Genomic DNA, 22,721 nt, shown 5'->3' with positions numbered 1-22,721 from the left:
GGGGTGGAAGGGCTCCGGGACGGCTTCCTCCCTTCCACTGAAAGGCCCCTCCCATGTCTCAGCGTCACCCCCTCGCCACACCCGGAGCGTGGGTCGAACTCCGCGACCCGTCCGAACTGCGCTACGGCGACAAGCAGGCCGTCCAGAGCGGCATCGCCGACGTCGAGAACAAGGGGGCTCTCGGCGTCAACCTCAACACGAGCCTGATCAGTCTCCTCGTCGTCAACTGGGAGATCCCCGGCCAGATGCTGCCGTTGCCCTCGCAGGACCCGTCGGTCATCGGCATGCTGACGATCGCCGACGGCAACGCCCTGGAGAAGCTGATCACGCCCGCCCGGGAGTTGCTCTTTCCGGGAGATCCCGAGTCTGCAACGGCTGAGGAGCAGACTGCCGCCGCAGCCGACCCGGCGTCCCCTACCGCGCCTACCGCAGGCTCGTCGCAGCCCTAGACGGTAGGCCCATCCCAGGCACCCACCCGAGCACGCCCATGGAGCGAGCGTCGTTCTACGGATGGTTCGCCGAGAAGTACCAGTGGCCGCCGTCGGTGGTGGACGCGCAGCCGTGGTGGGTCATCGAGCAGATGCCGTACATCGCGCGCGCGTACGCCGAGGTGCAGGAGATGCAGATGGAACGCGCCCGCGCCGAAGCCGAGCGGGAAGCCAGACGCTGACCAGGGGGTGGCGATGGCCGGCGCGTTCCTCCATATCTCCGGCGTCGACGAACTGATCGCCGCCATGAGCGCGATGCGCGAACGGGTCTCCGCCGCCACTCCGCTGGCTGTCGTGGCGGCGCAGGCCGTCATCGAGGGCCGCGCGCGGGCCGAACTCTCCCGCTACTCCCACCCACGCGGTACCCCCACCCCGGCACCGCCCGGCGGGCCGCCGGCGCGCATCGACGGCCGCCTCCGCGACTCGTTCGATCTTGCCGGTCCGACGGCGGCGGGGGCCGGGGTGTGGCGGGCGGTGATGGGGCCAACGGCGGTGTACGCGCGGATCCAGGAACTCGGCGGTACCGCTGGCCGCGGTCACCACACCACCCTTCCTGCCCGGCCCTACCTGCATCCGGCCGCGCAGTCGGCCATCGATTCCGGCCTGGTCCGCGACCAGTTCGTCCGCCTGTGGGGCAGCGCCATCGCCCGATAGCCCAGCGTGCGCAGGAGGTGTCTGGTGTCGGAAAGCTTCCTGCCTCCGGTCATGGTCGAACTTGGCGGCTCGGACGACGGGTTCATCAAGACCCTCACCCGCGCCACCACTGCCCTCGAGCGTTTTGCTGAATCAGCTCGTGTTTCGGCTGCCGCCGTCGAAGGCTCTTTCGCGCAGCTGGCCGCCTCGTTCAAGTCGCTGGCCCCGGCGATCGAGACCGTCAACGCGGCGAAGAAGGAACTGCAAGGGTTCTCCCGCTCCGCAAACGCTGTGGCCAAGGCCACCGACAAGGCGGCCGCTGCCACCGATAAGGCCATGGCCAGCATCGCCGCCTCCGCCAAGACCATGGGTGAAGCGGTCAGCACCTCCGCAGCAGCCGCGGAGACCGGAATGGCCGCGATCGGCGCCGAGGCGAAAGCGACGGCGACGGGTCTGAAGGTGACCGCCGACGAGTCAGTGGTCGCGGGCACGAAGATGAAGGCTGCGGGCGCCGAAGCCGAAGCCGCGGGCGGCAAGTTCCTCGGTCTCGGCCCCGTCTTCGACAAGGTCAAGAAGTGGGGTGTGATCGGTCTCGCCGGGATCGGTATCGCCTCCGTGGACTTGGCGTCGAAGTTCCAGACGGAGATGACGCGCCTGTCCACCGCTGCCGGGGCGCCGGCCGCGCAGGTGAAGGCGATGCGCGGTCAGGTGCTGGCGACGGCGGACGCGGTCGGCGTGTCCGGCACGAGGATGGCCGAGGCCCTCTACCACCCTGTGTCGGCCGGACTGGATCTGAAGACGGCGTTGCAGGCGGTGAAGTACGCGGCGGAGGAGGCAAAGATCTCCGGGGCCAGCCTGGAGGACACCACCTACTCGCTGTCCAGCGTGATGAAGGCGTTCAACCAGCCCGCCAGCCAGGCGGAATCGACGATGGCCAGCCTCAACGCCATCGTCGGCCAAGGCGACATGCGCTTTCAAGATTTTAACCAAAGCGTAAAAAACTGGGCGCCCACTGCCTCCCAGATGGGCATCTCCATCAACAGCATGGGCGCCGGCCTCGCCTACCTCACCGACCGCGGCAACAGTGCCGAGGTCGCGGCCACCCGCATGACCATGGGCATCAGCATGATGACCACGCCGTCCGCGAAGGCGACGGCAATGCTGAAGGGGCTCGGCCTCGCATCGACAGACGTGTCCGCGTCGTCGGCGGCGATGAAGCAGGCCATGGAGAAGGCGGGCATCACCCAGAACAAGCTGGCCATGGACCTGAAGCGGCCTGACGGCCTGTACGTGGCGCTGAACGACCTGAAGACGAGCTTGGAGAAGGCTGGCGTCTCGGGCACCCAGGCTGACAGCGTCCTGTCGAAGATCTTCGGCGGCGGCCGGTCCGACAAGGCGATCATGTCGCTGATGCAGAACCTCGACGGGTTGAAGACCAAGTTCGAGGACATCCAGAAGGCATCGAACACCAAGAACTTCGACGCCGCCTGGGAGAAGACCCAGCAGACGTTCTCCGCGCAGATGGGGCGCCTGAAGGCCGCCGCAGAGAACACGGGCATCAGTATCGGCAACGCGCTGCTGCCGTCGGTCACCGGGCTCGTCAAGGGCATCACGAACGTCGTCACCGCGGTCGGCCCATTCATCAACCAGCACAAGCAGCTCGTTGGCCTCATCGCGTCCCTCGCGGGCGGCCTGTTGGCCGGGGCGATAGCGCTGAAGGCGTGGGCGGTCGCACAGGCTGCGGTGAACGCCGTGATGGCGGTCTTCGACGCGGAAGCCGACGCCAACCCGATCGGCGCGATCGTCATGGCGATCGCCGCGCTCGTCGCCGGACTGATCTACGCCTACAACCACTTCGCGAAGTTCCGGGCCGTCGTCAACGACGTCGGCCGGTTCCTGATGGGCGCCTTCAAGGTTGCCTGGCAGCAGGCGGCGGTTGTGGTTCGCGGACTGGAAATCGCCTGGTCCGCCACTGTGCACGCCATGCAGGCCCTCGCAAGGTGGCTGGACGCGAATGTCCTGTCGTGGGTGAAGGCGCGGATGGCGGACCTGTCGGCGTGGTGGAAGCTCCACGGCGCGCAGATCGAGGCGATTGCGAAGGCTGTCTTCGCGGCCATCGGCCTGTACGCGAAGGCGTGGTGGGCCACGATGCAGCCGCTTCTGGCGGTGCTGGCGGCAGCCTGGCGGGATACCTGGGGGGTCCTCCGGGACACGGCAAGGGTCGCCTGGTCGGTGATCTCCGGCGTGACGACGACGGCGATGCATCTGATCCTGAACACGGTAGGCCTCGTCCTCGACTTGATCACTGGGAAGTGGTCGCGGGTCTGGTCCGATCTGAAGCAGCTGGTCGGGCAGCAGCTCCACGACGTGGCGTCCACCATCTCCAGCGTTGGCAGTGGGTTCGCGAACCTGCTGTACAACGCGGGCGCCTCGGTGATTCACGGCCTGATTTCCGGGATCGAGTCGGCGATGGGCGGCTTGGGGTCGACGCTGAGCAGCATCACCTCTTTCATCACCTCCCACAAGGGGCCGCCTTCCTACGACCGGGTGATGCTGGCCCCTGCAGGCCGCATGATCATGCAGGGGTTGGTGGACGGCCTCAACAGTCACCTTCCGGTGCTCGCCGCCGCTACCGCCAATGTGGGCGCCACAGTCGAGTCCTCGTTCGCCCAGCGCATGGGCATCGCCTCTCCGAGCAAGGTGTTCCGGACGCTCGGGATCTACCTGAACGAGGGCCTCATCGACGGCATGACCGGGTCCACGGCGAAGGTGAAGGCGGCGACGAAGCGCATCGAGAGCCTGCTCATGGAGACCTACAACAAGGTCTCCGACCTGCGCGGCACTCGGGGTGTCTCCAACCGGTGGGTGGCCGCTCACGAGGCGACACTGAAGCATCTGGAGTCGTACGCCGGCCGGGAAGACAGGCTGATGCGGTCGCTGGCGGCGAAGCGGGACTCGGTCGCCAAGCGGATCAAGGATGCTCAGAAGGCGTTGGCTGCTGTGCAGAAGCAGTGGAACGCCGAGGTCAAGACGGTCGCCGATGGCGTGATGCAAGGGTTCAGTATCGTCACGCAGGCCCCGCAGGAAGGGTTCGCCCTCAGCGCGCAGGACGTCGTCAACAACATGCAGGCCCAATATCAGAAGGCCCAGGAGTTCGCGGCCGAGCTGCAAACCCTGCAGAAGAAGGGCCTGTCCTCCACCCTGATCCAGCAGCTCGCCGCCGCGGGTGTGGACCAGGGCGGGGCGACGGCGGCCGCGCTGGCGGGGGCGTCGAAGGGGCAGATCAAGCAGCTCAATAGCCTGCAGTCGGCGACGCAGAACGCCGCGAACGGCGTCGGCGTGGCGGTCGCCGACAGCATGTACGGGGCGGGCCTCAAGTCCGCTCAGGGCCTGGTCAAGGGCTTGCAGTCGCAGGAAAAGGCGATCGAGGCGCAGATGATGCGGATCGCCAAGTCCATGCAGAAGGCCATCAAGTCCGCGCTCGGGATCCGCAGCCCGTCGCGGGTGTTCACCGAGATCGGCACCTGGATCCCCAAGGGATTGGCCAAGGGCGTCGACGGCAGCGCGCACCACGCCACGGACGCGGTGAACCGGCTCGCCGGGGCGATGACCTCGACAGGGGCGCGCGGCGGCGCCGGGCTGGCCATGGCCGGCGGCGGAACCACGGTGGTGAACCAGTACACGGTGAACGTGACCGTCGAGGGCTCGGTCCGCAGTGACCGTGACCTACGAGACGTCGTCGAGCAGCAGATGCTGCGCCTCGGCATGCGCAACCCGGCCACGTATCCGTCGTACAGGCGCTGACCAGTAGGTTCGAGGGCGCCGCCGGGCGCCAGATTGGCGGTGGCCCGGTGGCGAACCCCAAGCTGTTCACGCTCAGCGACCAGTTCGGCGGTGCGACGCTCAACACGGCCGTGTGGAATGCGTCGTCGCCGTCGCCGAACGTCCAGGTCGACACTGCCTTGGACCGGGTGGCGGTGTCGTGCACGACGAACTACTACGGCCTCGCGAGCACCCCGTGGGACGCGACGGGCAGCAGCATCTACGCCCGGGTCGTACCCACGCCGGTCGGCAACGGCAGCACCCAGACCTTCTTTGAGATCTTGCTGGACGCCAACAACAAGGCCACCATGTCCGTGTCCGGCGGCACGTTCGCCGTCTCGGTCACCACTGCGGGCGTCGCCAACACGACCACGGTCGCTGTAAACTGGGCCGCCTACGATCAGTACAACTACGCGTGGTGGCGCATCACCGAGGCTGCTGGGTCGTTTGTGTTCGCGACCAGCCCGGACGCGTACACGTGGACCACCCGCGCCACGATCGCCTACACCTGGAACGCGACCGCGGTGAAAGTCCAGTTCGTGACCGGCTACTACGCGACCGAGTCCGCGGGCATGTCGGCGTACATCGACCACGTCAACACCACCAGCTCGGCGCCTGGCCAGCCGAATCTGAACTGGCCGTTGGTCGAAGATGGATGGGCGCCGTACTGGAACGCGAACGCGGGGACCATGCCGCTCGACCGGTATGTCGAGGTGACGGACCGGACTCGGGGCACGGTGACGGTCAGTCGCGGCCGGCAGTACGAGCTGGACCAGGTCCGCGCCGGCGAGGCACAGCTCACCTTGGCCAACACGGACGCCGCCTTGGATCCCAGCAACTCGAGCGGTCCGTGGGCTGGCCACATCCAGCCCTACCAGCCGTACCGGCGGCGTGCTCAGTGGCCGCCTACCCGGAATTTGCTCGATCAGGTGGCGGCAACGGGTGGGGACCTCGGCGGCTACGCGCTGGGCACGATCCCCCAATCTGCGGCCGGGCCGGCCATTTTTTCCACGACGGACAGTTCCGGCGGCAGCTTCGTCTCCTCAACCTCAGCGTGGCAGGGCGGCACGGTCATTCAGGCGTCCGTGCCGTCCGGATCGGCTACCGGTGCGCGGCCCTGTCACACGCCGCGCTGGTCGGTGATCCCGGGCCAGACGTACACGGTGCAGCTGCGGGTCCGGGACGTCACAGCGTCGACGACTCTTTCCGTGCAGGCGGTCATCGGCTGGTACACGGTCGGCGGGGGCGGCACGCCGACGTCGTTCGTGTACGGCTCCAGCAGCACTTTGACTGGTGCGTCGACAGCCGGGTGGACGACGATCACGGTCACCGCGACCGCTCCAGCGAGCGCGGCCGGGATTGATGTGGGTGTGGCGCTCGCGGCTACTGCTGCGGCTACGTGCTCGCTGCAGGTGGACGGCTGGCAGCTTGAAAAGGGCAGCACGGCGACGACATGGATGTGCCCGGGTGTGTGGTTCCCTGTGTATGCGGGCTGGACGGAGCGGTGGACGCCAGCCTGGAATATGTCGGGGACGTACGGCGTCGTCGCGCCGACAGCGGTGGACACGTTCAGCCTGCTCAGCCAGCAGCAGCTGTCGGACCCGCTGACCGAGGAGATCAGCTCCAACTCGCCCCGGTTCGTGTACAAACTGGACGATCCCGCAGGGTCCACGAGTGCTACGGACTGGACGGGCAACTATCCCGCTGCTCAGCTTGCCGTCTCCAAATACGGGGCTGGAAGCCTGACTTTCGGCAACCAGATCACGGCCACAGACTCGACGGGCACATACACGGGAAGCACCGGCACCGTCGTCACACTCAACAACCCCAACCCGGGCACCGCCGTGCCCAGTGCGGCCACATTCATCAAGCTCCAAGGCGCCGGGATCGTTGGCCCGGCGAACCCCATGCTGTGGACGCGAATGATCGCTTTCCGGTACACGGGACCCACTCCTTCCTCAGCCGCCTACTTCTGGTCCAGCATGGACAACATCAGGTCTGGGGGAGCCCCCGCCGGCAGCCGCGTCAACGCATTCCTGGATTCAACAGGAAGACCGGTTGTGGCCATTGGCGGCCCCACAAACTCTTTCGGGTATCTGGCTGGCGGCGCGACGAACTGTGTAGATGGCGACTGGCACTTGTTGCTTTTCGGCTACAACCAGGCTACCCAGCAAGTGATGGTCTCCCAGGATGGTTCGATCGTCGCCTACTATGGTTCTGTGCCCACCAGTGTCACCCCGACCGGGCTGGTCAGCGATAACCTGGGTAATTTCGTTGACCCGACAGTAGGAAACGGTACGGACCTGAATTTCAAGGGTGACATCAGTTTCGCCGCCGAGTTCCCAACCTTTTTCACGGCTTCCCAGATCACCAACATGTATCAGGCGTGGAAGTCAGCGTGCGCAGGTGAGTCCAGTGATGCCCGGTACGCTCGGATCCTGCGGTACGCGGGCTACAGCGGCGTCTCGGCCATCGATACCGGACTGACGACGTCCATGGGCCCGGCGAACATCAGCGGCCAGGACGCCATGAGCGCGTTGCAGAGCGTCGTTGACACGGAGAACGGCGCGCATTACGTCGACCGGTCTGGTGCGGTCACGTTCAAGGCCCGCAGCGCCAGGTATAACGCCACCACTCCGGTCTATACGTTCGGAGAGAACACGTCGTCGGGCGAGTGGCCGTACGAGGACTGCCAACTGGATTACGACAGTACCCACTTGTCGAATCAGGTCACTGTCACGCAGGAATCCACGTCGCAGAACTTCTATGCCACCGACGCCACGTCGATCGCCTCTTACTTCCCGCGCACGATGACCCGGAGCATCAATGCGTCGAGCAGTAGCGAATGCGCGGACGCCGCGAACTACCTGCTCTCCCGCTACAAGCAGCCAGCGCAGCGGGTCAGCTCGATCAAACTCCACCCGAGCGCCTTCCCCGCTATGTGGCCGGTGTGCCTGAGTTTGGAACTCGGCACACGGGTGCGGGTGATGCGACGGCCGCCCGGAGTCCCGGCGATTCAAATCGACTGCTTCGTGGAGAATCTTGCCTGGGATTTCGGGGACGACGGCGAGGCATTCGTCACTCTGCAGTGCAGTCCGGCGGACCTCACCCTCTACGGCATTTTCGCCAGCTTCCACACGACGCTGAACGGCTCCCCGGCAGCGGGTGTCACCACGATCACCATCAACGCTGGCGCCGACAACACCAATCCGGCGGCAGCACAGATCGGGCAAGGCCAGCAGCTCGTGTTGGGGCTCGGCACCGCCAACCAGGAGACCGTCACCGTCCTCAGCGTGGCCACCACCACCGCCGGATGGACCACCGCCACGATCACGCTGCAGGCCGCCACCACCAAAGGCCACACCGCCGGTGACGTCGTCTGCGAGCCGCTACCGACCGGCGTTACGAGCGCCACGACATACGACTCCAGCGCCCTATTCGACAGCACGGCGTTCGCCTACTGAGCGACCAGCTCGGCGCCTTCTCACCAGAAAGGAGGCGCCCGTATGGCGAACCTCCCCGTCCCCGTACCCGCGTCCGAGGTCCCCGGCGCTTTCATCACCAGCGCCTTGTGGAACGCGAACGTCTACAACGGGCTCACCTACCTTCTCAACCCGCCTGTTTTCTTCGGCTATCAGACCAGCGGCCAGTCCCTCACTTCGGGCACCGGCATCGCCGTCACGCTGGATACCGAAACCATAGACACCTACGGCGGCCACTCCACCACCACCAACACTTCCAGGTACACGGCGCAGGTAGCCGGCACCTACCTCGTCTCGGGCGGCGCCAGCGTCAACGGCGCGACCAGCCAGACCTACCTCGCCGCCTACATCTGCAAGAACGGCGTAGAGCAGCCTGGGTCACGTGGCATGGTCCCCGGGAACTCCAGCCACACCTACACCGTGTCGGCGATCACGATTTCCGTTGTCCTGGCCGTCGGCGACTACGTCGAGATTTTCGTGCAGGCGGACGGCACTTCACCCACCACCCATGGCAGCGCCACTCAGACCAGCTCGATGTCCGTCACCTGGATCCACGCATAGGAGCGCAGTGCCTACCACTCAGAACATCGGCGGCTACACCACCAACGTGTACAGCGACAACGGCGCTGTCAGCTTCCAGTTCGGCACTGCCGACTCCATGGCCAGTGACGCCGAAATGGCCGCACTCGTCACGGCGATCAAGGCACTGCCGTGGCCGGCTGGTTTCGGCACGATCAACATTCAGGCCTTCAAGCAGGAATCGACGGTCGTCACGACGACCTATGACGGCAAGGCCACCCCGCCGAGCTACGACTGACCACCTCGCCCCTTCTCGCCCTCACGCCCTCGGTACCGCCGGGGGTTTTCGCATGCCCAGGAGCACCATGACCAGTCCCGTCCGCCAGTACGGCCGCCGCGCCCCGAAGCGCGCTCCCGCCCTGTCCCTCTCCCGACTCCTCACCGGGAAGATTCCCGCGCACCCGGCTGCGGCCGACTACCTCGCGCGTCTCGCCGCCTGGCAGATGTTGGGCAACGACGTCGCCGGGGACTGTGTCGCGGTGACGTGGGCCAACGTCCGCCGCCTCGTCTCCTCCATCGCCGGGGCGGAGAACTACCCGTCGCAGGACGAGGTGTGGGCGGTCTACCGCACCCAGAACCCGGACTTTGACCCGAACGGCGATCCGAACGTCAACGGGCCGGGCTCGGCGGCGGACGGCGGCATGGATATTCAGACGCTGCTGGAGTACCTCGTCAAGGTCGGCGGCCCGGACGGGAAGAAGGCCCTAGCGTTCGCGAAGGTCGATCCGTCGTCGCCAGACGAGGTCAAGGCCGCCATCAGCATCTTCGGGTTCGTGTGGACGGGCCTCGTCGTCCAGGACGCCAACATGCAGGACTTCGACGACGGCAAGCCCTGGGACTACCACGCTTCCTCCCCGGACGACGGCGGCCACTCCGTCATCACCGGCGGCTACGGCGCCCCCGGCGGCGGCCCGCTCGGCGGCGACGAACGGTTCATCACCTGGGCGCAGGAGACGTCGTTCACCGACAAGTACTGGTCGCGGAAGGTCGAAGAGGCATGGGTCGTCATCTGGCCCGAGCACCTCGCCCATCCGGCGTTCCAGACGGGCGTCGACCTGGCGCAGCTCGCCGCGGACTACACCGCGCTGACCGGGAAGCCGTTCCCCGCGGTCGTCCCGCCCGTGCCGGCTCCGGTGCCGACCCCTCCTCCGGCGCCCACTCCTTCTCCGGCTCCTGGCCTGGATCCTCGGCTGGTTCAGGCGGCACAGCTGATGGGCGAGTGGGCGCACGACAACCACGTCACCACGAAGGGGGCCTGACCATGGCCGAGCAGCAGCCAAGTGTGGGACGCGTCGTCCACTACGTCAGCTTTGGCACGCCGGGCGGCGAGTACACCTCGCAGTGCCGGGCCGCCATCGTCACGGCCGTCGCCCCCGGCACTGAGGGGCGCGGGGTATCGCTCGCGGTGCTGAACCCGGAGGGCATGTTCTTCAACCAGCAGTGCGCGCACTACGAACCGGACGGCGCCGGCATGCCGCCCGGTGGTTCCTGGCACTGGCCGGAGCGTGTGTGATGGCCCTTCCTGATCTGTCGGTCCTCGACCGGCACAAGACCGGCGGGTTCGCGCCGGGCTACCCGCCGAACGTCCGCACCTTCTACAGCCCCGTCGACCAGGTCCATGCGGCGCTCGTCGAGCTCATCGCGTCTGCGCAACGCTCCCTGTCGATCGGGATGTACGGCTTCGACGATCAGGAGCTCGCCGACATCATCAAGGCCAAGCTCATGGACCCGACGATCGTCGTGCAACTCACCCTCGACTCGTCGCAGGCCGGCGGCGTCCACGAGCGGGCGATCCTCGCTGAGGAGGCGTATCCGGCGTCGTCGATCGCGATCGGCCGCTCCGAGAAGTCGCAAATCATGCACTTGAAGGAGGTCGTCATCGACGGCCTCGACGTTCTCACGGGCAGCACGAACTGGTCTGCGTCGGGTGAGGGGTTGCAGGACAACGCCCTCGTGCTGATCCGTGACCCGATGGTCGCTGCGGAGGCGCGGACGCGCCTGGACGCGATCCACCACCACATGCTGGCCGTCGCCGCAAAGAAGGCCGCAGCCTGATGGCCTGGCTCACCTCCACCTGGACGGCGACGTGGCCGAACTTGCTGGCGAACGTCCTGTGGATCCCGATCGTGGCGATCCACCACAAGGTCATGTCGCGGCGCATCCGGGCCCTGCGGCAGCACGTCACCGCACTGCACCAGCAGCACGAGGTCCTCCTCGTCCAGCACGTCCTCGGCCCGGCCGCGGAGACGGAGCAGGAGGGTGGTGCGGCGTGACTGCGTGGCGCTGGTACTGGCTGCTGTGGCTGGGGGCCTTCGTTGTCCCCGAGACGATCGCCCTGGTCCGGAATCCGAAGAACACCCTCAGCTATGCCGTCTGGGACTGGTTCGGGGTGCAGGAAGGTGTGCCGCTCTCGCACTGGACTGTCCTGCACGTCCTGCTGCTGGCTTTCATGTGCTGGTTGTTCTTCCACTTCGTGTTCGGCATCTGGCGCTGAGAGAGGAGGGTGTGATGCTCAAAGGGATCGACGTCTCCTCGTACCAGTCCTCGGCCTACTCGACGGCCGGGCTCGCCTTCGTGGGGATCAAGGTCACTGAAGGCTTGTCGTACGTGAACTCCAAGTGGGTGGCACAGCGGGCGACCGCGCGCGCCGCAGGGCTGGTGACGATCTTCTATCACTACCCGCACATTGGTAACTCGCCTGCGGCGGAAGCCGACTACTTCCTCTCCCAGATCGCCCTTGTCCCGGGCGACGTCCTCTGCTTGGACTGGGAGTGGTACGGGCAGACGGTCACCGACGCCCAGGCCCGCGCCTACAAGGACGCGTGGCTCGCGTACGTCAAGGCTAAGGTCCCCGGCCACAAGGTCGGCGTATACGCGGACACCAGCAGCTGGAAGAACGTCGACACCAACTCCAACTGCGGCGACTTCCTGTGGATCGCCGACTACGTCACGGCCGGCCAGCCTCGGGTCAGTCACGCGTGGACGTTCCACCAGTACTCGGACTCGCCCCAGGACGAGGACGTTGCGAACTTCGCAACGGCGGATGCCCTCAAGGCCTGGGCTGGCATGGCGGGCGGCGGATCCGGCGGCGGCTCGACGGGCGCCGAGATCTACCCGGGCGCCTCGAAAGCCCACTGGTACTCCAGCGCCTACCCGGGCGATCCGATGCAGGTCAACACGATCGTCTGGCACTCCACCGAGACGACCGCCCTACCCGATTACTCGGGCGGATCGATCGCCCCCACCCTCACCGCCGTGCCCGACTTCGCCGCTCAGCGGCTGGTCTGGTACCAGCACTTCGCGTTCGACGAGAGCGCGCGCGCCCTCGTCCACGCCGCCGGCCAGATGGCCACGAACACCCTGAACTGCGCCCAGGTGGAAATCGTCGGCACCTGCGACCCGGCCACGCACGCCACCTGGGCGAAGGCCGGAACCCCGCACCTGTACATGTCGGAACTTCCCGACTGGGCGATCCGCGACCTGAACGCGTTCGCTCACTGGGCGCATGACCAGCACGGCGTGCCGCTCACCTCCGGGCTTGCCTGGAAGCCGTACCCGGCCAGCTACGGCAACAACGGCGTCCGCATGACCGCCGCGGCCTGGTCCGCCTTCAAGGGCCACTGCGGACACCAGCACGTCCCCGAAAACGACCACGGCGACCCCGGCCAGTTCCCGATCGCCCAGATCCTGGAGGCAGACATGCCCCTCACCGACGCAGACGTCAACAAGGTCGTCATGGGCGTCCTCACCTACCGCAACGCCGACGCCGCCAAGAAGGACCCCAATCTCCCCGACGTGTACGGCTACATCGCCGGAACCAACGGCGCCGTGGCGAGCCTGACCGCTCAGGTCGGCGCCCTGTCCGGGGCGATCACCGCGCTGACCGCGGACGTCACCAAGGCAGGCGGGCTCACCGCCGAGCAGGTGCAGGCCGCGGCCGAGGCCGGCGCGAAGGCGGCTCTCGACGAGCTGGCGGCCGCGCTCGGAAAGGCAGGCGCGTGATGGCGATGAACCGCACCTACTGGCTGGACCTCGGTGAGCGCGTCGGTGCCACCGCGGGTGAGGCTGTGCTCGGCGTCGCTATCACCGAGTTCAGCAGTCTGCCCGTGTGGTGGGCGGCGCTTCTCGTGCCCGTCCTGTCTGCGGCGAAGGGTGCCTTGGCCCGCTACGTCGGCAGCCCCACCTCGGCGTCCCTGCTTCGCCGACGGCCGCCGATCGCCCCCGTGCCGGGTCCCCCGGACGGCCCGGGTGTTACCCCGGCCGCGTAGCGGGACTGTTGTCGGCCGCGTACTGCTGAACTGAAAACGAGGGGTGACGGTGGCCGATGAGGGAGTCTCGAGCGGCGAGGTATACCGGCGGCTGGCGGACCATGAGCGGCGAACGGACACGATCCACGCCGCTCTGGATTCCCGGATCACCGACGTCGCCAGGGACATGGTCCCGCTCACCTTGTACAACCAGGCCGAGCGGGACCGGGACCGGGAGATCCAGCGGCTCGAAACGGAGCATGACCAGGATCTCCTCAACCTCCGCGACAACCTGATCAAGCCGTTGGCGGACCGTGTCCGGGCTCTGGAGGACCGGCCGGCGATGACGCTGGGCCGCTGGCTGGGGGTTGTGACGGTGGCGATCGCGCTGGTTGGCCTGTTGGTCCAGGCGTATGGCACGTTGAAGGGGGCTAAGTGAGGCGGCGGAAACGTTCGCGAGGTCCCCGGGCGGCACGGATCGCTATCGGTGGTGTGTGGGTGCTGGCCCTGGTCGCGGTGGCGTTCGCTGTGCTCGTGCTGCGGATCGCCGAGGGCGAGAACCAGAGGCTGCAGAAGGCGCAGGATGCCCAAACCGAGGTCATCGGCAAGTTGGCCAGCGGCCTGGACGTCACGCGTCGGCAGCTCAAACAGCATGGCGTGACACCGTCCGCGCCAGCCGCTAGCAGCATCGTCCGCGGCGTTCAGGGGATAGCGGGCCCGGCCGGCCCGTCTGGAAGCCCTGGCGCCGCGGGGAGTCCTGGTCCGTCGGGTGCGCCGGGTCAGGCGGGGAGGAACGGTTCTGCGGGTGCCGCGGGTTCGCCTGGCCCGGCCGGCCCGACCGGGGCTGCTGGCGCGCCGGGTGCTACGGGAGCAGCCGGCGCGGCTGGACCCGCTGGCCCTGCGGGGCCGAGAGGCGACACCGGCCCGGCTGGCCCGAAGGGCGACACGGGCGAGCAAGGCCCCGCCGGGCCGCCGCCGTCCGGGTGGACCTTCACCTACACCCCGGCCGTTGGGCCGTCCACAACGTACAACTGCACGCCTGACGCGGATGGTTCGACGCACTACACGTGCACCCCAGCCAGCTCGTCGGCCCCGCTGAAGGCCACCAATCCCGAGGCCGCGGCGCTGCTCCTCAGTGCTGCGCTTACTCGTAGGAGGCTGCATGCCCCACCCCGTCGTGTCCGCGCGCGTCGGCGCCGCCACCGCCGCCCAGTCGGCCGGTATCGTCCCGCGCACCGCTGACCCGGCCCCGCGCCCGCAGTGGCAGGGCCTGTTCCGGGAGCCAGACTGGCCGTCCGAGGACGAGCCGGAAGCGTGACCTGAGCAGTGCCAAATGGCCCCTGTCGCAGCCCTATCGTGGGCTGTGGCGGGGGCCGTTTTTGCGTTGGACGGGTACGGCGGGGCGTACCCTGCCGGGGTAGGGGCGTCCCGTGCGTGATGCGCAGCGCGCGCCCGAAGTGCAGCCTCGTGCCAGGGAAACGGGTAGTACCCGGGCCTTGGCCGCTGCAGCCGTCCGACGGCGGGACCCGGACGGCCCTACCCGAGCTTGCTGCGGCTACCACCGGGGGTAGCGGCCGCGCGCCGGCCGCGGGCGGCCCGCCGGTTGATGCGTCCCCTGCGGGGTTCGCCTTCCAGCCCGTTTGCGCGGCGGACCAGTTCTCCCAGCTTTTCCTCCGACAGCCCCGACAGTTCCACGGCCTCACGGACTGCGCTCTCGCATCCGGGCCGGGAGCAGTGCGCGGGTGACGGGGCTGGTCCGGTGGTGGGGTTTTCGGGGGGGAGGTAGGTGGCTGCGCATCCGATGCATACGTAGATGGGCCGCATCAGGGTCTCCGTTCTGGGTCAGCTGACGCCGCTGCCGTGGCAGGTGCCGCATGGTCCGGTCCAGGAGCGGGTGACGGGCTGCTGGTTGCCGTTTTGGTCGGTTTCGACGGTGTGTTCGGTGTGCTCTGTGACGCCAGCGCCGCCGCATGCGGAGCAAGGGGAATCAGGCATGGGGTCAGGATGCCCGATAGGGCCGGAACGTGTCAGGCACCTGGACGAAACCGGCCGCTTTCAGGTGACTGCGCACGGTCACGCCGCTTCGACGTCTTCGGCGCGGTCGGCAGCCGCCCATTCCACGACCAAAAGTTCGTACCGGGCGCGTTCAGCGTCGGTGAACGGCCGCCCCCACGCGGCGCAGGCCAGCTGCCGGATCTCCTCGTTCACCACGTCAGCAGACCGCATGGAGCCAGGGCTGGCAGGGTCGGGGGACATGCTCCAAGGCTACGGGGCGGCACTGACAATCCACTCGGCAGACCGCCGCAGAGGGCCGATACGCTGCCCCCATGATTCGCGCTGTGATCTTTGATGTTGGCGAGTGCCTTGTAGACGAGACCACCGAGTACGGCACCTGGGCCGACTGGCTCGGCGTGCCCCGCCATACCTTCCACGCGATGTTCGGCGCCGTCATCGCCCAGGGTCGCGACTACCGAGAGACTTTCCAGGAGTTCCGTCCGGGCTTCGACCTGTACGAGGAGCGGGAGAAGCGCGCGGCGGCCGGGAAGCCAGAGCACTTCGGTGAGCCCGATCTGTACCCGGACGTCCGCGACGCGTTCGCCGCACTGCGTGCGGATGGCCTGTGGCTCGGGATCGCTGGGAACCAGACGGTGCGGGCGGGCCGGATACTGCGTGAGCTGTTCTCCGGCGACGTCGACCTGATCGGTACCTCCGACGACTGGGGCGCCTCGAAGCCGGACCTGGCGTTCTTCGACCGGGTCGCCGAGGTGGTGCCTGCCGAGGTGGACGAGATGCTGTACGTCGGCGACCGCGTCGACAACGACATCCGGCCCGCAGTCGCGGCGGGCATGCACACCGCGCTCGTGCGCCGCGGCCCGTGGGCGACGATCCAGTGGGGGTCCGAGGAGGCGGAGAAGCTCCCGACGTTCAGGGTCGAGAGCCTCCTCGAACTGTCCGGGCTGATCGCGCAGTTCAACGGGCAAGGGCGCTGACGGTCGTCGACCAGCCGTAGAGGCGGTCGTCGAGGTCACGGACGCAGCGTTCGTGCTGGTGCGGTGCCAGGGTGCGCCGCACCTCACGGACTCGGTCCATGCCCATGGCGTACCAGGTCCGCTCCAGCTGGTCGAGCGCGCGGACCGCGTACCCGCAGGCGGCCTCGGGCTCGCCGGCGGCGGCCTCGACGGCAGCGAGGTCACCGAGGATCACTGTGGACTGCTTCTCGTCCGAGGGGCCCAATGCGTCGAGGACGCCGAGGAGCGTCGTCCGGGCCTGCGGGAGATGCCCCGCCTTCAACTGCGTGTTCCCCTTGAACGCCGCCAGGCGGACCGCGCTGAACCAGTCGAGCCACTCGGCGCTGTCGTGCTCGGTGCCGCGGGCGAGGACGTCTTCGGCATGCCCGATCAGGTGCAGCGCGGTCCTGGTGTGGCCGCACCGGGTCTCGCACTCCGCCTCCACCGCATCCAGCCAGGCGAGCAGCCCGGCGGAGGCCGGGCCGCGCCGGGCGTACGTACGCGCAGCCACCATCCGCTCGACGGCCGCCTCACGGTCACCCGCCCAGGCCGGGATGAACGCGGCGTGTGCGAGGATCGCCGCCCCAAGCAGCGGGTCGTCAGCCTCGCCCGCAGCCTGAAGCGCCCGGAGCAGGGTCTGCTGCGCGCGGTCGGCGTCTCGCATGTCGAAGAATTCGATCCGCCCGGCAAGGAGGTAGCTCTCGGCGAGCGCTGCCGCGACCCGTGCGCGGGTCTGGCCGGCGGTCTCCTGGAGGAGGGCGCAGCCGAGGGTGGCGTGCGCGACTGTAGCCGGGTGCAGGGTGGCGGGGGCGACGGACCAGTACAGGCGCCGGTGTGAGCGGGTGACGGCTGCGTAGTCATCGGCTGCGGTGGCGGGCTGCACGGCGACGGCCTGCGTGGGGACGGCTGCGAGACCGACGGCTACAGCGGTCGCAGCGAGGACGGTGCGACGGCCGCGGTCGGCTACCGCGCCGTCTGGTGGGGTGAACCCGAGAGCTTCCAGGCTTTGGCTGAGCACGCGCGTGAGAGCCTGGGCTTGATCGGGGTGCGGCCAGGGCGGGGTGGCTGACTCCCAGCGCCGTACCTGCCGGACACCTACGCCGAGCGCGTCGGCAAGGTCCTGCTGGGACGGGTAGCCAGCGGCGATCCGCGCCGCCTTCAGTCGGGCGTTTCCTGCGGCCACTGCTGCACCTCCGTGGAATTGAAGCCGTCGCCGCAAGTGTGCAGCGAGGCCCTGCAGTAGGCCACCCTTCACCCGGTCAGGGCAACGAAAGTCCTCTTTGGTGCCGCGAAGAGTCCTCTCAAAGTCCTCGGATTGATGCCGTGTCAGGTCCAATCTTGACCACACCCGATCACGCCCGTGTTCTGAGGAGTCCATGATGCCGAGCGCCCGACTACCGTCCGCCGCAGGGGTTATCCTGCGCGACGCCGGACACGACTGGGACGTCATCCGCGTGCCCCGCAGCGTCGGCCTCGCGGCTATGGCCATCCTGGGTGCCCGAGCCGGCGCCGTCATCGAGGACTCGCTTGCCGCGGCGGGTGTCGTCTACTTCTTCGCTCCGGTCGGCACCGCGGAGAGCTGGGACGTGGTGAACACGCGGGCGCTCGGCGTCGGGGCCACGGTGACAATCCCGCCGGCGCGTCGTACAGAGGGGCCGGGCCCGCACTGGCGGATCTGCCCGGGCGACGACGGCTGGCTCACTGATCCGGACGCGCTGGCCGCAGCAATCGGGGATGCGTTCGGGCCGCGCATCGGCGAGGAGTGTGCCGGATGACCGCGCGGGTTGATCTACCGCCTGTGACGGAGATCCGGCCTGAGGTGCTTGCCGTGCTGGCCAGGCGCCTCCCGGCGTTGGTTGGACTACCCGACAACCGGGCTCGCGGCCGTAATTGCGTGTGGTGCGGCACCCTTCTGACCCCCGAGACGGCGATCGCCCTCGGCGAGCGGACCGCCCCCTGCTCGTTTCCTCGCGGTTGCCGCGGCTGTACCGGGCTCCACGCCCACCGCACGCTGCTCGATCACTGCTCTCAGTGCGCGCTGTGTGGGTCCGAGGCGACTGCCGCGGACTGCGTCGTTGGCCGGGGCCTGTACCGCCTCCAGAGGGAGTGCCGCCGATGACCGTCTTGAGCCCCGAGGAGATGGAGCGGCTGCACCGGCTCATCACCTGGGAGTCCCCGTCGGTAATGTCCGAGGCAGCAGCTGCGGGCGACGCCTGCGTCTGGTGCGGTGGTCCGCTCGGCGAGGACGCCGCGCGTCTTCAGACGGTCGTGCCCCGGCTCGGGTGCAGGCGCTGCTACAGCGCTCACCTGGCTTGGTACACCAGCTGGTACCACTGGCACGACCATGTCGCCGGCTGCACCACGGCGTGCAAGAGGGCCCGCGTCTGTTACGTCGGCTACGGAATGCGCGCCGCCCACGACGCCGCCAGGATCACCGCCGGCCGGGAAGAACCGCACTGCGTTAGCTGCCACCACCCCATCCATGCGCGAGAGCTGGCTGTGCCTGTGCGGTGGGAGGGCACGTCCCAGGACCACCTGGGCTACGGCCACACCCAGTGCCTGATGACCGTGGAGGCCGCCCAGTGACGAGGAAGAAGGATCTCGCAACGCGACTGGCGGAGGCCGCACGGTCCGGCGCCCGCGCGGCCGGCTACTGCGGATTGGCGCACCCCAGCGAGCTGGCGTCCTGCACGAGGCCGCCCCACACGGATGATCGGCACGTCGACTACTACAACGGCCGGAAGTCGCCGACCGATGCTTCCGGTACCGAGTGGACCGAATGAACCCCCCGCTCCCGGCCGCGCCACCGACCGGGAGCGGATAGGCCTCCAGCAGGCTCCCTCGACGGCGAATCGGGGAGGGGCCAACGCTGGAGAAGCAGGGCCGCCCCTGCCCCCGCAGGGGCGGCCCACCGAAGCGGCGAAACACGTCGGGATCGGAGCAACTTGTGACCTCTAGCCGGAACCCCATCCCGACCTTGCGTGACCTCGCGCACGAGGACTTGGTGACCGACACGTACCGGGGCCGCCGGTACTGCCCTAGGCATCCGCGACAGCAGATGATCCCGATCGGCTGGACGGACGTCTGCCCGCTCGAGCAGGACGCGCGGGATACGGACTGCTAGCGGCCCCCTTGGTCGGCCCCGTCCGTCTGCTGCCCCCGTGGCGGATGGGCGGGGTCCATGTCAGCGGACGAGGTCGGCGAGGGGCACGTTGAGGGCGTCGGCGACGAGGAGCAGGTCGGTGAGGTCGGGGGCGGTAAGCGCGTTCTCCCACCTTGAGATCGTCTTGTGGTCGCGGCCGATGCGGTCTCCGAGTTGTATCTGGGAGAGCCTCGCTGTGCGGCGGGCGGCGCGGATCTGTAACCCGATCTGCTGCCGGCGGTGGGGCACCCAGTCGGGGATGGGGTCGTGCACCTGCTCACGTTGGAATGATCTTGACGGAAAGTCTTTACCACCAGTGGTAAATCTCGAAGACCCGGGTACTCGACAGATATATGCAGCTCGGGTTCCAATTACATCTCAACAGCGTGTAGCCAGAACGCATCGCCGTGTGATCCGATAGGCGCATGCCGAACCGCACGCTTGTTCGATATGGCGACCGCTCTGTGGTGCTGTCGCCAGCCACCCCCCTCTGTGGCCCGGCGCGGGCGAGATCTCGGCCCGAGCCGGACAGGCCGCCCGCCCGTCGTGAGCACCCCCTCGTCGACGGGCGGACGGCTCCTGCTCGTTCCCGACCGAATCATGCGCAAACTCGCCCGATCGAGCGACACGTTTGATCGTGTCATGCACAGGCTGCCGTCGTTGGTCCCAGTAGCCAGGGCGGGGGCGAGGTCTACCCCTCAGGTGAAACCCCCGTCCTGGTCCACGCCGGCCGATGACGGCAAACCGAAGGCCCCCACGGTCGCTCGTGGGGGCCTTCAAGCTTTCCCATGGGAGACGCATGGGAGACGATCACATCGAGCCCGGCCTGAAGAGATCCATTCCCATCTAGTCTCATCTAGATTCTAGATCTATGGCCTCCCCTTCACTGAACCGACTGCAACGCCACTACCTCCCACGTCAGAGCCCTCATCAGGGTCTATACGCTCTGCCCCGACCCCTCTTCGCCGGACGACACCTTAATGCCCTGGGTGATCGTGTCGATGACGGACTCCTGCTTGCCGACGTCCACGCCGAAACGCACCACGACCATCCGCTTGGCGTCGTTGGGGGAGGGCAGGGCGAGCGACTCGACATAGCCGTCGGCGCCCTTGCTGGTGACCGCCTTCCAGCGGACCAGGTAACCCTTCTGCCCGGCCACCGTGACCGCCTTGGAGGCGAGCACCTGGTGCGAGGTGATCCCGCCGTAGCTCTTCCCGCCGTACGACTCCTTGGCGTTGGCCGCGATGTCCGCCTTGGCGACCTCCTCGGCCGTCTCGCCCGAGGTGCCGAGCGCCACGGCGGGGGCCGAGTAGGCGCCGCCGCTGGTGCAGGTCTGCTGGGTGTCGCCGGGGCACTTGTAGGAGTCGTCGGACGTCACCTGCGCACCGACGCTGATCGCCTGCCCGGTCCAGCCGTCCGGGACCGGGAGGCTGATCCCGTCGACCGAGTCCGGCACCGTGCCGCCGCCCTTGATCTTGGGCGCCTGGGACTGACCGGGCCCGGGCGACTGGCCGTCACCCCCGCCGGGCCCGCCCGACCCGCCGAAGGGGTCGCCCTGGCCGCCGCTTCCGCCCTCGGGGCCGCCCTGCCCGCCGGGACCCTGCCGCGAACCGGCCCGGTCACCGCTCCCGCCCGTGCCGTCGTTCTTGGCGAGCGCGTACACGCCGACGCCGATGCTCGCCAGCACCGCGGCCGCCACCGCGACGGCTATCCCGGTGCGCAGCCCGCGCCGGGAACCGGCCGGCGGCTGGGCCGGATACCCGGGATACCCCTGATACCCCGGGTACGCGCCGGGGGCCGACGGCTGTGCCGGGGGACCCCAGACGGCGGCCGACCCGGAGGGGCGGGTCTGCTCCGTCCATGCCTTGCCGTCCCACCAGCGCTCGGTGGGGGGAGCGTCATTCGTCTGGCCGGGATCGGGGTACCAGCCGGGGGGAGTCACCTGCGTCATGCTCCCACCGTATGAGGTGTGCGTGAAAGGCGGATGAGAGGATCGCGTCCGCTTCCGGTCCCCGCTCTCACTCCAGCCTCAGCCGTACCGGGCCCTGCCGTGCGGGCGGGGGCAGCCGCAGTCCGCCCCGGCCCGGCGTCAGCGATCCGAGGACGCTGGGGTGCCTGGCCCCCGTGCCGGCCGGGTCGGTGCCGGGCAGGCCGTGCGCGGTGAGGAAGCCCAGCACGGCGAACGCGTACGCCTCCTTGGCCGCCGGATCCAGCCCCAGCTCGTCGGAGGTGCGCACCGGCACTCCCGGCAGCCGGCCGCGCAGCAGCGACATGAGGACCGGGTTGCGGGTGCCGCCGCCCGAGGCGATCACCTCCGTCGCCCCCACCGCCCGTACCGCGTCCGCGACCGTGCGGGCCGTCAGCAGGGTGAGCGTCGCCAGGGCGTCCTCGGCGGTCAGGCCGCCGAGGCCGGCCGCCCGCAGATAGCCCGCGTGGAACAGCTCCTTGCCGGTGGTCTTGGGCGGCGCCAGCGTGTAGTAGGGCTCGGCCAGCAGCCGTTCCAGCAGCGGCCCGTCCGGCCGGCCCCGGGCGGCCAGCGCGCCGTCGGCGTCGTGGTCGAGCCGGCCGCCGCTGAACTCCCGTGCCGCCGCGTCCAGCAGCGCGCACCCCGGCCCGGTGTCGAAGGCCGTCCCGTCGGGCGCCGTCAGGTTGGCGATCCCGCCGATGTTCAGCGCGACCGGCGTGCCCGGCCTGCCCCGCAGCCACAACGTGTCCACCAGAGCCACCAGGGGAGCTCCCTGACCGCCGGCCGCGACGTCCCGGGGCCGGAAGTCGGCGACGACCGGCAGTCCCGTCGCCTCGGCGATCCAGGCGGGCTGCCCGAGCTGGAGCGTGCCGCGCACCCGGCCGCCGTCCACCCAGTGGAAGACGGTCTGCCCGTGCGAGGCCACCAACTCCGCCTTCCCTTCGCAGAGTTCGGCATCGGCCCGCACGGCCGCCGCCGCCAGGGCCTGCCCGATCCGGGTGTCGAGCCGGCACACCTCGCCGACCGGCACGGCCGCCGGGGGAAGCGCCGACGCCAGGGCATCCCGCAGGTCGTCGTCGTAGGGCGCGCTCACCATGCCCAGCGGCCTGAGCCGCAACGTGTCCCCGTCGAGGCGCACCTCGGCCGCCGCCGCGTCCACCGCGTCGTACGACGTCCCGGACATCAGCCCGATCACCAGCACCCGTCAACCCGCCTCTCTCTCCGTGCGCGAGGACCGCGGCGAGAATGCCGTGCACGCCGAACTCGCCTGGTCGGGGGCCGCGTCCGTCGCCTCCCCGCCCCTTCGTTCACCCATCACGGCAACACCTGCCCGGACCGGCCTCCACACAGCCAA

General features: G+C 68.7%; 24 protein-coding genes. 19 read left to right on the top strand and 5 right to left on the bottom strand.

Annotated elements, in window-relative coordinates; translation table 11 throughout:
• Positions 1-53 precede the first annotated feature (53 nt).
• The 16 genes from ACFYMM_RS07780 (at position 54) to ACFYMM_RS07705 (ending at position 14,569) form a co-directional block, all read left to right on the top strand.
• The gene (locus tag ACFYMM_RS07780; protein WP_388384887.1) at positions 54-449 is read left to right on the top strand and encodes a hypothetical protein; all 396 of its coding nucleotides are present in this window, start codon (positions 54-56) and stop codon (positions 447-449) included.
• A gap of 38 nt (positions 450-487) precedes the next feature.
• Positions 488-670, top strand: coding sequence for a hypothetical protein (locus ACFYMM_RS07775; RefSeq protein WP_388384886.1), 183 nt, complete (start codon positions 488-490; stop codon positions 668-670).
• Positions 671-683: 13 nt separating this feature from the next.
• The gene (locus ACFYMM_RS07770; protein ID WP_388384885.1) at positions 684-1,142 is read left to right on the top strand and encodes a hypothetical protein; all 459 of its coding nucleotides are present in this window, start codon (positions 684-686) and stop codon (positions 1,140-1,142) included.
• A 24-nt stretch (positions 1,143-1,166) separates the two neighbouring features.
• On the top strand, positions 1,167-4,925 hold the full coding sequence (locus tag ACFYMM_RS07765) for a phage tail tape measure protein (RefSeq protein ID WP_388384883.1): 3,759 nt from the start codon (positions 1,167-1,169) through the stop codon (positions 4,923-4,925).
• Between the two features lie 47 nt (positions 4,926-4,972).
• Positions 4,973-8,407 carry a hypothetical protein gene (locus tag ACFYMM_RS07760; RefSeq protein ID WP_388384881.1) on the top strand — a complete coding sequence of 1,145 codons (3,435 nt, stop codon included), beginning with the start codon at positions 4,973-4,975 and terminating at the stop codon, positions 8,405-8,407.
• Positions 8,408-8,449: 42 nt separating this feature from the next.
• The gene (locus tag ACFYMM_RS07755; protein ID WP_388384880.1) at positions 8,450-8,986 is read left to right on the top strand and encodes a hypothetical protein; all 537 of its coding nucleotides are present in this window, start codon (positions 8,450-8,452) and stop codon (positions 8,984-8,986) included.
• A 7-nt stretch (positions 8,987-8,993) separates the two neighbouring features.
• A complete protein-coding gene (locus tag ACFYMM_RS07750; protein ID WP_388384879.1) occupies positions 8,994-9,242 on the top strand; it encodes a hypothetical protein in 249 nt (82 codons plus the stop codon).
• 67 nt (positions 9,243-9,309) lie between these two features.
• Entirely contained in the window at positions 9,310-10,263 is a 954-nt protein-coding gene (locus ACFYMM_RS07745; RefSeq protein ID WP_388384878.1) for a hypothetical protein, read from the top strand.
• 2 nt (positions 10,264-10,265) lie between these two features.
• Entirely contained in the window at positions 10,266-10,517 is a 252-nt protein-coding gene (locus tag ACFYMM_RS07740) for a hypothetical protein (protein ID WP_388384877.1), read from the top strand.
• The gene (locus ACFYMM_RS07735; RefSeq protein WP_388384876.1) at positions 10,517-11,059 is read left to right on the top strand and encodes a phospholipase D-like domain-containing protein; all 543 of its coding nucleotides are present in this window, start codon (positions 10,517-10,519) and stop codon (positions 11,057-11,059) included. Before ACFYMM_RS07740 ends, ACFYMM_RS07735 begins: the two co-directional genes overlap by 1 nt.
• On the top strand, positions 11,059-11,277 hold the full coding sequence (locus ACFYMM_RS07730; protein WP_388384875.1) for a hypothetical protein: 219 nt from the start codon (positions 11,059-11,061) through the stop codon (positions 11,275-11,277). Before ACFYMM_RS07735 ends, ACFYMM_RS07730 begins: the two co-directional genes overlap by 1 nt.
• A complete protein-coding gene (locus ACFYMM_RS07725) occupies positions 11,274-11,498 on the top strand; it encodes a hypothetical protein (RefSeq protein WP_388384874.1) in 225 nt (74 codons plus the stop codon). The genes ACFYMM_RS07730 and ACFYMM_RS07725 overlap by 4 nt, the downstream gene beginning before the upstream one ends.
• 14 nt (positions 11,499-11,512) lie before the next feature.
• The gene (locus ACFYMM_RS07720; protein ID WP_388384873.1) at positions 11,513-13,006 is read left to right on the top strand and encodes a glycoside hydrolase family 25 protein; all 1,494 of its coding nucleotides are present in this window, start codon (positions 11,513-11,515) and stop codon (positions 13,004-13,006) included.
• Positions 13,006-13,272: a hypothetical protein gene (locus ACFYMM_RS07715; protein WP_388384872.1), complete on the top strand. Its 267-nt coding sequence runs from the start codon at positions 13,006-13,008 to the stop codon at positions 13,270-13,272. Before ACFYMM_RS07720 ends, ACFYMM_RS07715 begins: the two co-directional genes overlap by 1 nt.
• A 49-nt stretch (positions 13,273-13,321) precedes the next feature.
• Complete coding sequence (locus ACFYMM_RS07710; RefSeq protein WP_388384870.1) at positions 13,322-13,690, top strand: hypothetical protein; 369 nt, start codon at positions 13,322-13,324, stop codon at positions 13,688-13,690.
• 723 nt (positions 13,691-14,413) lie between these two features.
• Positions 14,414-14,569, top strand: a complete 156-nt coding sequence (locus ACFYMM_RS07705; protein ID WP_388384868.1) for a hypothetical protein — start codon at positions 14,414-14,416, stop codon at positions 14,567-14,569.
• A gap of 755 nt (positions 14,570-15,324) precedes the next feature.
• Here ACFYMM_RS07705 and ACFYMM_RS07700 read toward each other — a convergent pair.
• Positions 15,325-15,507 carry a hypothetical protein gene (locus tag ACFYMM_RS07700; protein WP_388384867.1) on the bottom strand — a complete coding sequence of 61 codons (183 nt, stop codon included), beginning with the start codon at positions 15,505-15,507 and terminating at the stop codon, positions 15,325-15,327.
• A 71-nt stretch (positions 15,508-15,578) separates the two neighbouring features.
• Here ACFYMM_RS07700 and ACFYMM_RS07695 point away from each other — a divergent pair, with 71 nt between their 5' ends.
• Complete coding sequence (locus ACFYMM_RS07695) at positions 15,579-16,241, top strand: HAD family hydrolase (protein WP_388384866.1); 663 nt, start codon at positions 15,579-15,581, stop codon at positions 16,239-16,241.
• On the opposite strand, the gene ACFYMM_RS07690 is transcribed toward ACFYMM_RS07695, so the two are convergent.
• Positions 16,222-17,442, bottom strand: a complete 1,221-nt coding sequence (locus tag ACFYMM_RS07690) for a helix-turn-helix transcriptional regulator (RefSeq protein WP_388384865.1) — start codon at positions 17,440-17,442, stop codon at positions 16,222-16,224. The genes ACFYMM_RS07695 and ACFYMM_RS07690 overlap by 20 nt on opposite strands.
• Before the next feature lie 193 nt (positions 17,443-17,635).
• Between ACFYMM_RS07690 and ACFYMM_RS07685 the strand changes: the two genes are divergently transcribed.
• The gene (locus ACFYMM_RS07685) at positions 17,636-18,034 is read left to right on the top strand and encodes a hypothetical protein (RefSeq protein ID WP_388384864.1); all 399 of its coding nucleotides are present in this window, start codon (positions 17,636-17,638) and stop codon (positions 18,032-18,034) included.
• A gap of 340 nt (positions 18,035-18,374) precedes the next feature.
• Positions 18,375-18,845: a hypothetical protein gene (locus tag ACFYMM_RS07680; protein WP_388384863.1), complete on the top strand. Its 471-nt coding sequence runs from the start codon at positions 18,375-18,377 to the stop codon at positions 18,843-18,845.
• A 598-nt stretch (positions 18,846-19,443) separates the two neighbouring features.
• Here the strand turns inward: ACFYMM_RS07680 and ACFYMM_RS07675 are convergent.
• The 3 genes from ACFYMM_RS07675 to ACFYMM_RS07665 form a co-directional block, all read right to left on the bottom strand.
• Complete coding sequence (locus tag ACFYMM_RS07675) at positions 19,444-19,674, bottom strand: helix-turn-helix domain-containing protein (protein ID WP_388384862.1); 231 nt, start codon at positions 19,672-19,674, stop codon at positions 19,444-19,446.
• A 664-nt stretch (positions 19,675-20,338) separates the two neighbouring features.
• Positions 20,339-21,352: a DUF2510 domain-containing protein gene (locus ACFYMM_RS07670; RefSeq protein WP_388384861.1), complete on the bottom strand. Its 1,014-nt coding sequence runs from the start codon at positions 21,350-21,352 to the stop codon at positions 20,339-20,341.
• A gap of 67 nt (positions 21,353-21,419) precedes the next feature.
• Positions 21,420-22,568 (bottom strand): anhydro-N-acetylmuramic acid kinase, encoded by a 1,149-nt coding sequence (locus tag ACFYMM_RS07665; RefSeq protein WP_388384859.1) that lies wholly within the window; start codon positions 22,566-22,568, stop codon positions 21,420-21,422.
• Positions 22,569-22,721 lie beyond the last annotated feature (153 nt).

The sequence above is a fragment of the Streptomyces sp. NPDC006739 genome, from assembly GCF_042869815.1.
Classification (GTDB): domain Bacteria; phylum Actinomycetota; class Actinomycetes; order Streptomycetales; family Streptomycetaceae; genus Streptomyces.
This window is presented reverse-complemented; position numbering and strand designations above follow the sequence as displayed.

Coding starts and splice junctions, on each gene's coding strand:
- ACFYMM_RS07740 (WP_388384877.1), top strand. CDS start 10,266: ATGGCCGAGCAGCAGCCAAGTGTGGGACGCGTCGTCCACTACGTCAGC.
- ACFYMM_RS07670 (WP_388384861.1), bottom strand. CDS start 21,352: ATGACGCAGGTGACTCCCCCCGGCTGGTACCCCGATCCCGGCCAGACG.
- ACFYMM_RS07735 (WP_388384876.1), top strand. CDS start 10,517: ATGGCCCTTCCTGATCTGTCGGTCCTCGACCGGCACAAGACCGGCGGG.
- ACFYMM_RS07695 (WP_388384866.1), top strand. CDS start 15,579: ATGATTCGCGCTGTGATCTTTGATGTTGGCGAGTGCCTTGTAGACGAG.
- ACFYMM_RS07730 (WP_388384875.1), top strand. CDS start 11,059: ATGGCCTGGCTCACCTCCACCTGGACGGCGACGTGGCCGAACTTGCTG.
- ACFYMM_RS07780 (WP_388384887.1), top strand. CDS start 54: ATGTCTCAGCGTCACCCCCTCGCCACACCCGGAGCGTGGGTCGAACTC.
- ACFYMM_RS07745 (WP_388384878.1), top strand. CDS start 9,310: ATGACCAGTCCCGTCCGCCAGTACGGCCGCCGCGCCCCGAAGCGCGCT.
- ACFYMM_RS07705 (WP_388384868.1), top strand. CDS start 14,414: ATGCCCCACCCCGTCGTGTCCGCGCGCGTCGGCGCCGCCACCGCCGCC.
- ACFYMM_RS07680 (WP_388384863.1), top strand. CDS start 18,375: ATGACCGTCTTGAGCCCCGAGGAGATGGAGCGGCTGCACCGGCTCATC.
- ACFYMM_RS07700 (WP_388384867.1), bottom strand. CDS start 15,507: ATGTCCCCCGACCCTGCCAGCCCTGGCTCCATGCGGTCTGCTGACGTG.
- ACFYMM_RS07720 (WP_388384873.1), top strand. CDS start 11,513: ATGCTCAAAGGGATCGACGTCTCCTCGTACCAGTCCTCGGCCTACTCG.
- ACFYMM_RS07685 (WP_388384864.1), top strand. CDS start 17,636: ATGATGCCGAGCGCCCGACTACCGTCCGCCGCAGGGGTTATCCTGCGC.
- ACFYMM_RS07775 (WP_388384886.1), top strand. CDS start 488: ATGGAGCGAGCGTCGTTCTACGGATGGTTCGCCGAGAAGTACCAGTGG.
- ACFYMM_RS07770 (WP_388384885.1), top strand. CDS start 684: ATGGCCGGCGCGTTCCTCCATATCTCCGGCGTCGACGAACTGATCGCC.
- ACFYMM_RS07715 (WP_388384872.1), top strand. CDS start 13,006: ATGGCGATGAACCGCACCTACTGGCTGGACCTCGGTGAGCGCGTCGGT.
- ACFYMM_RS07755 (WP_388384880.1), top strand. CDS start 8,450: ATGGCGAACCTCCCCGTCCCCGTACCCGCGTCCGAGGTCCCCGGCGCT.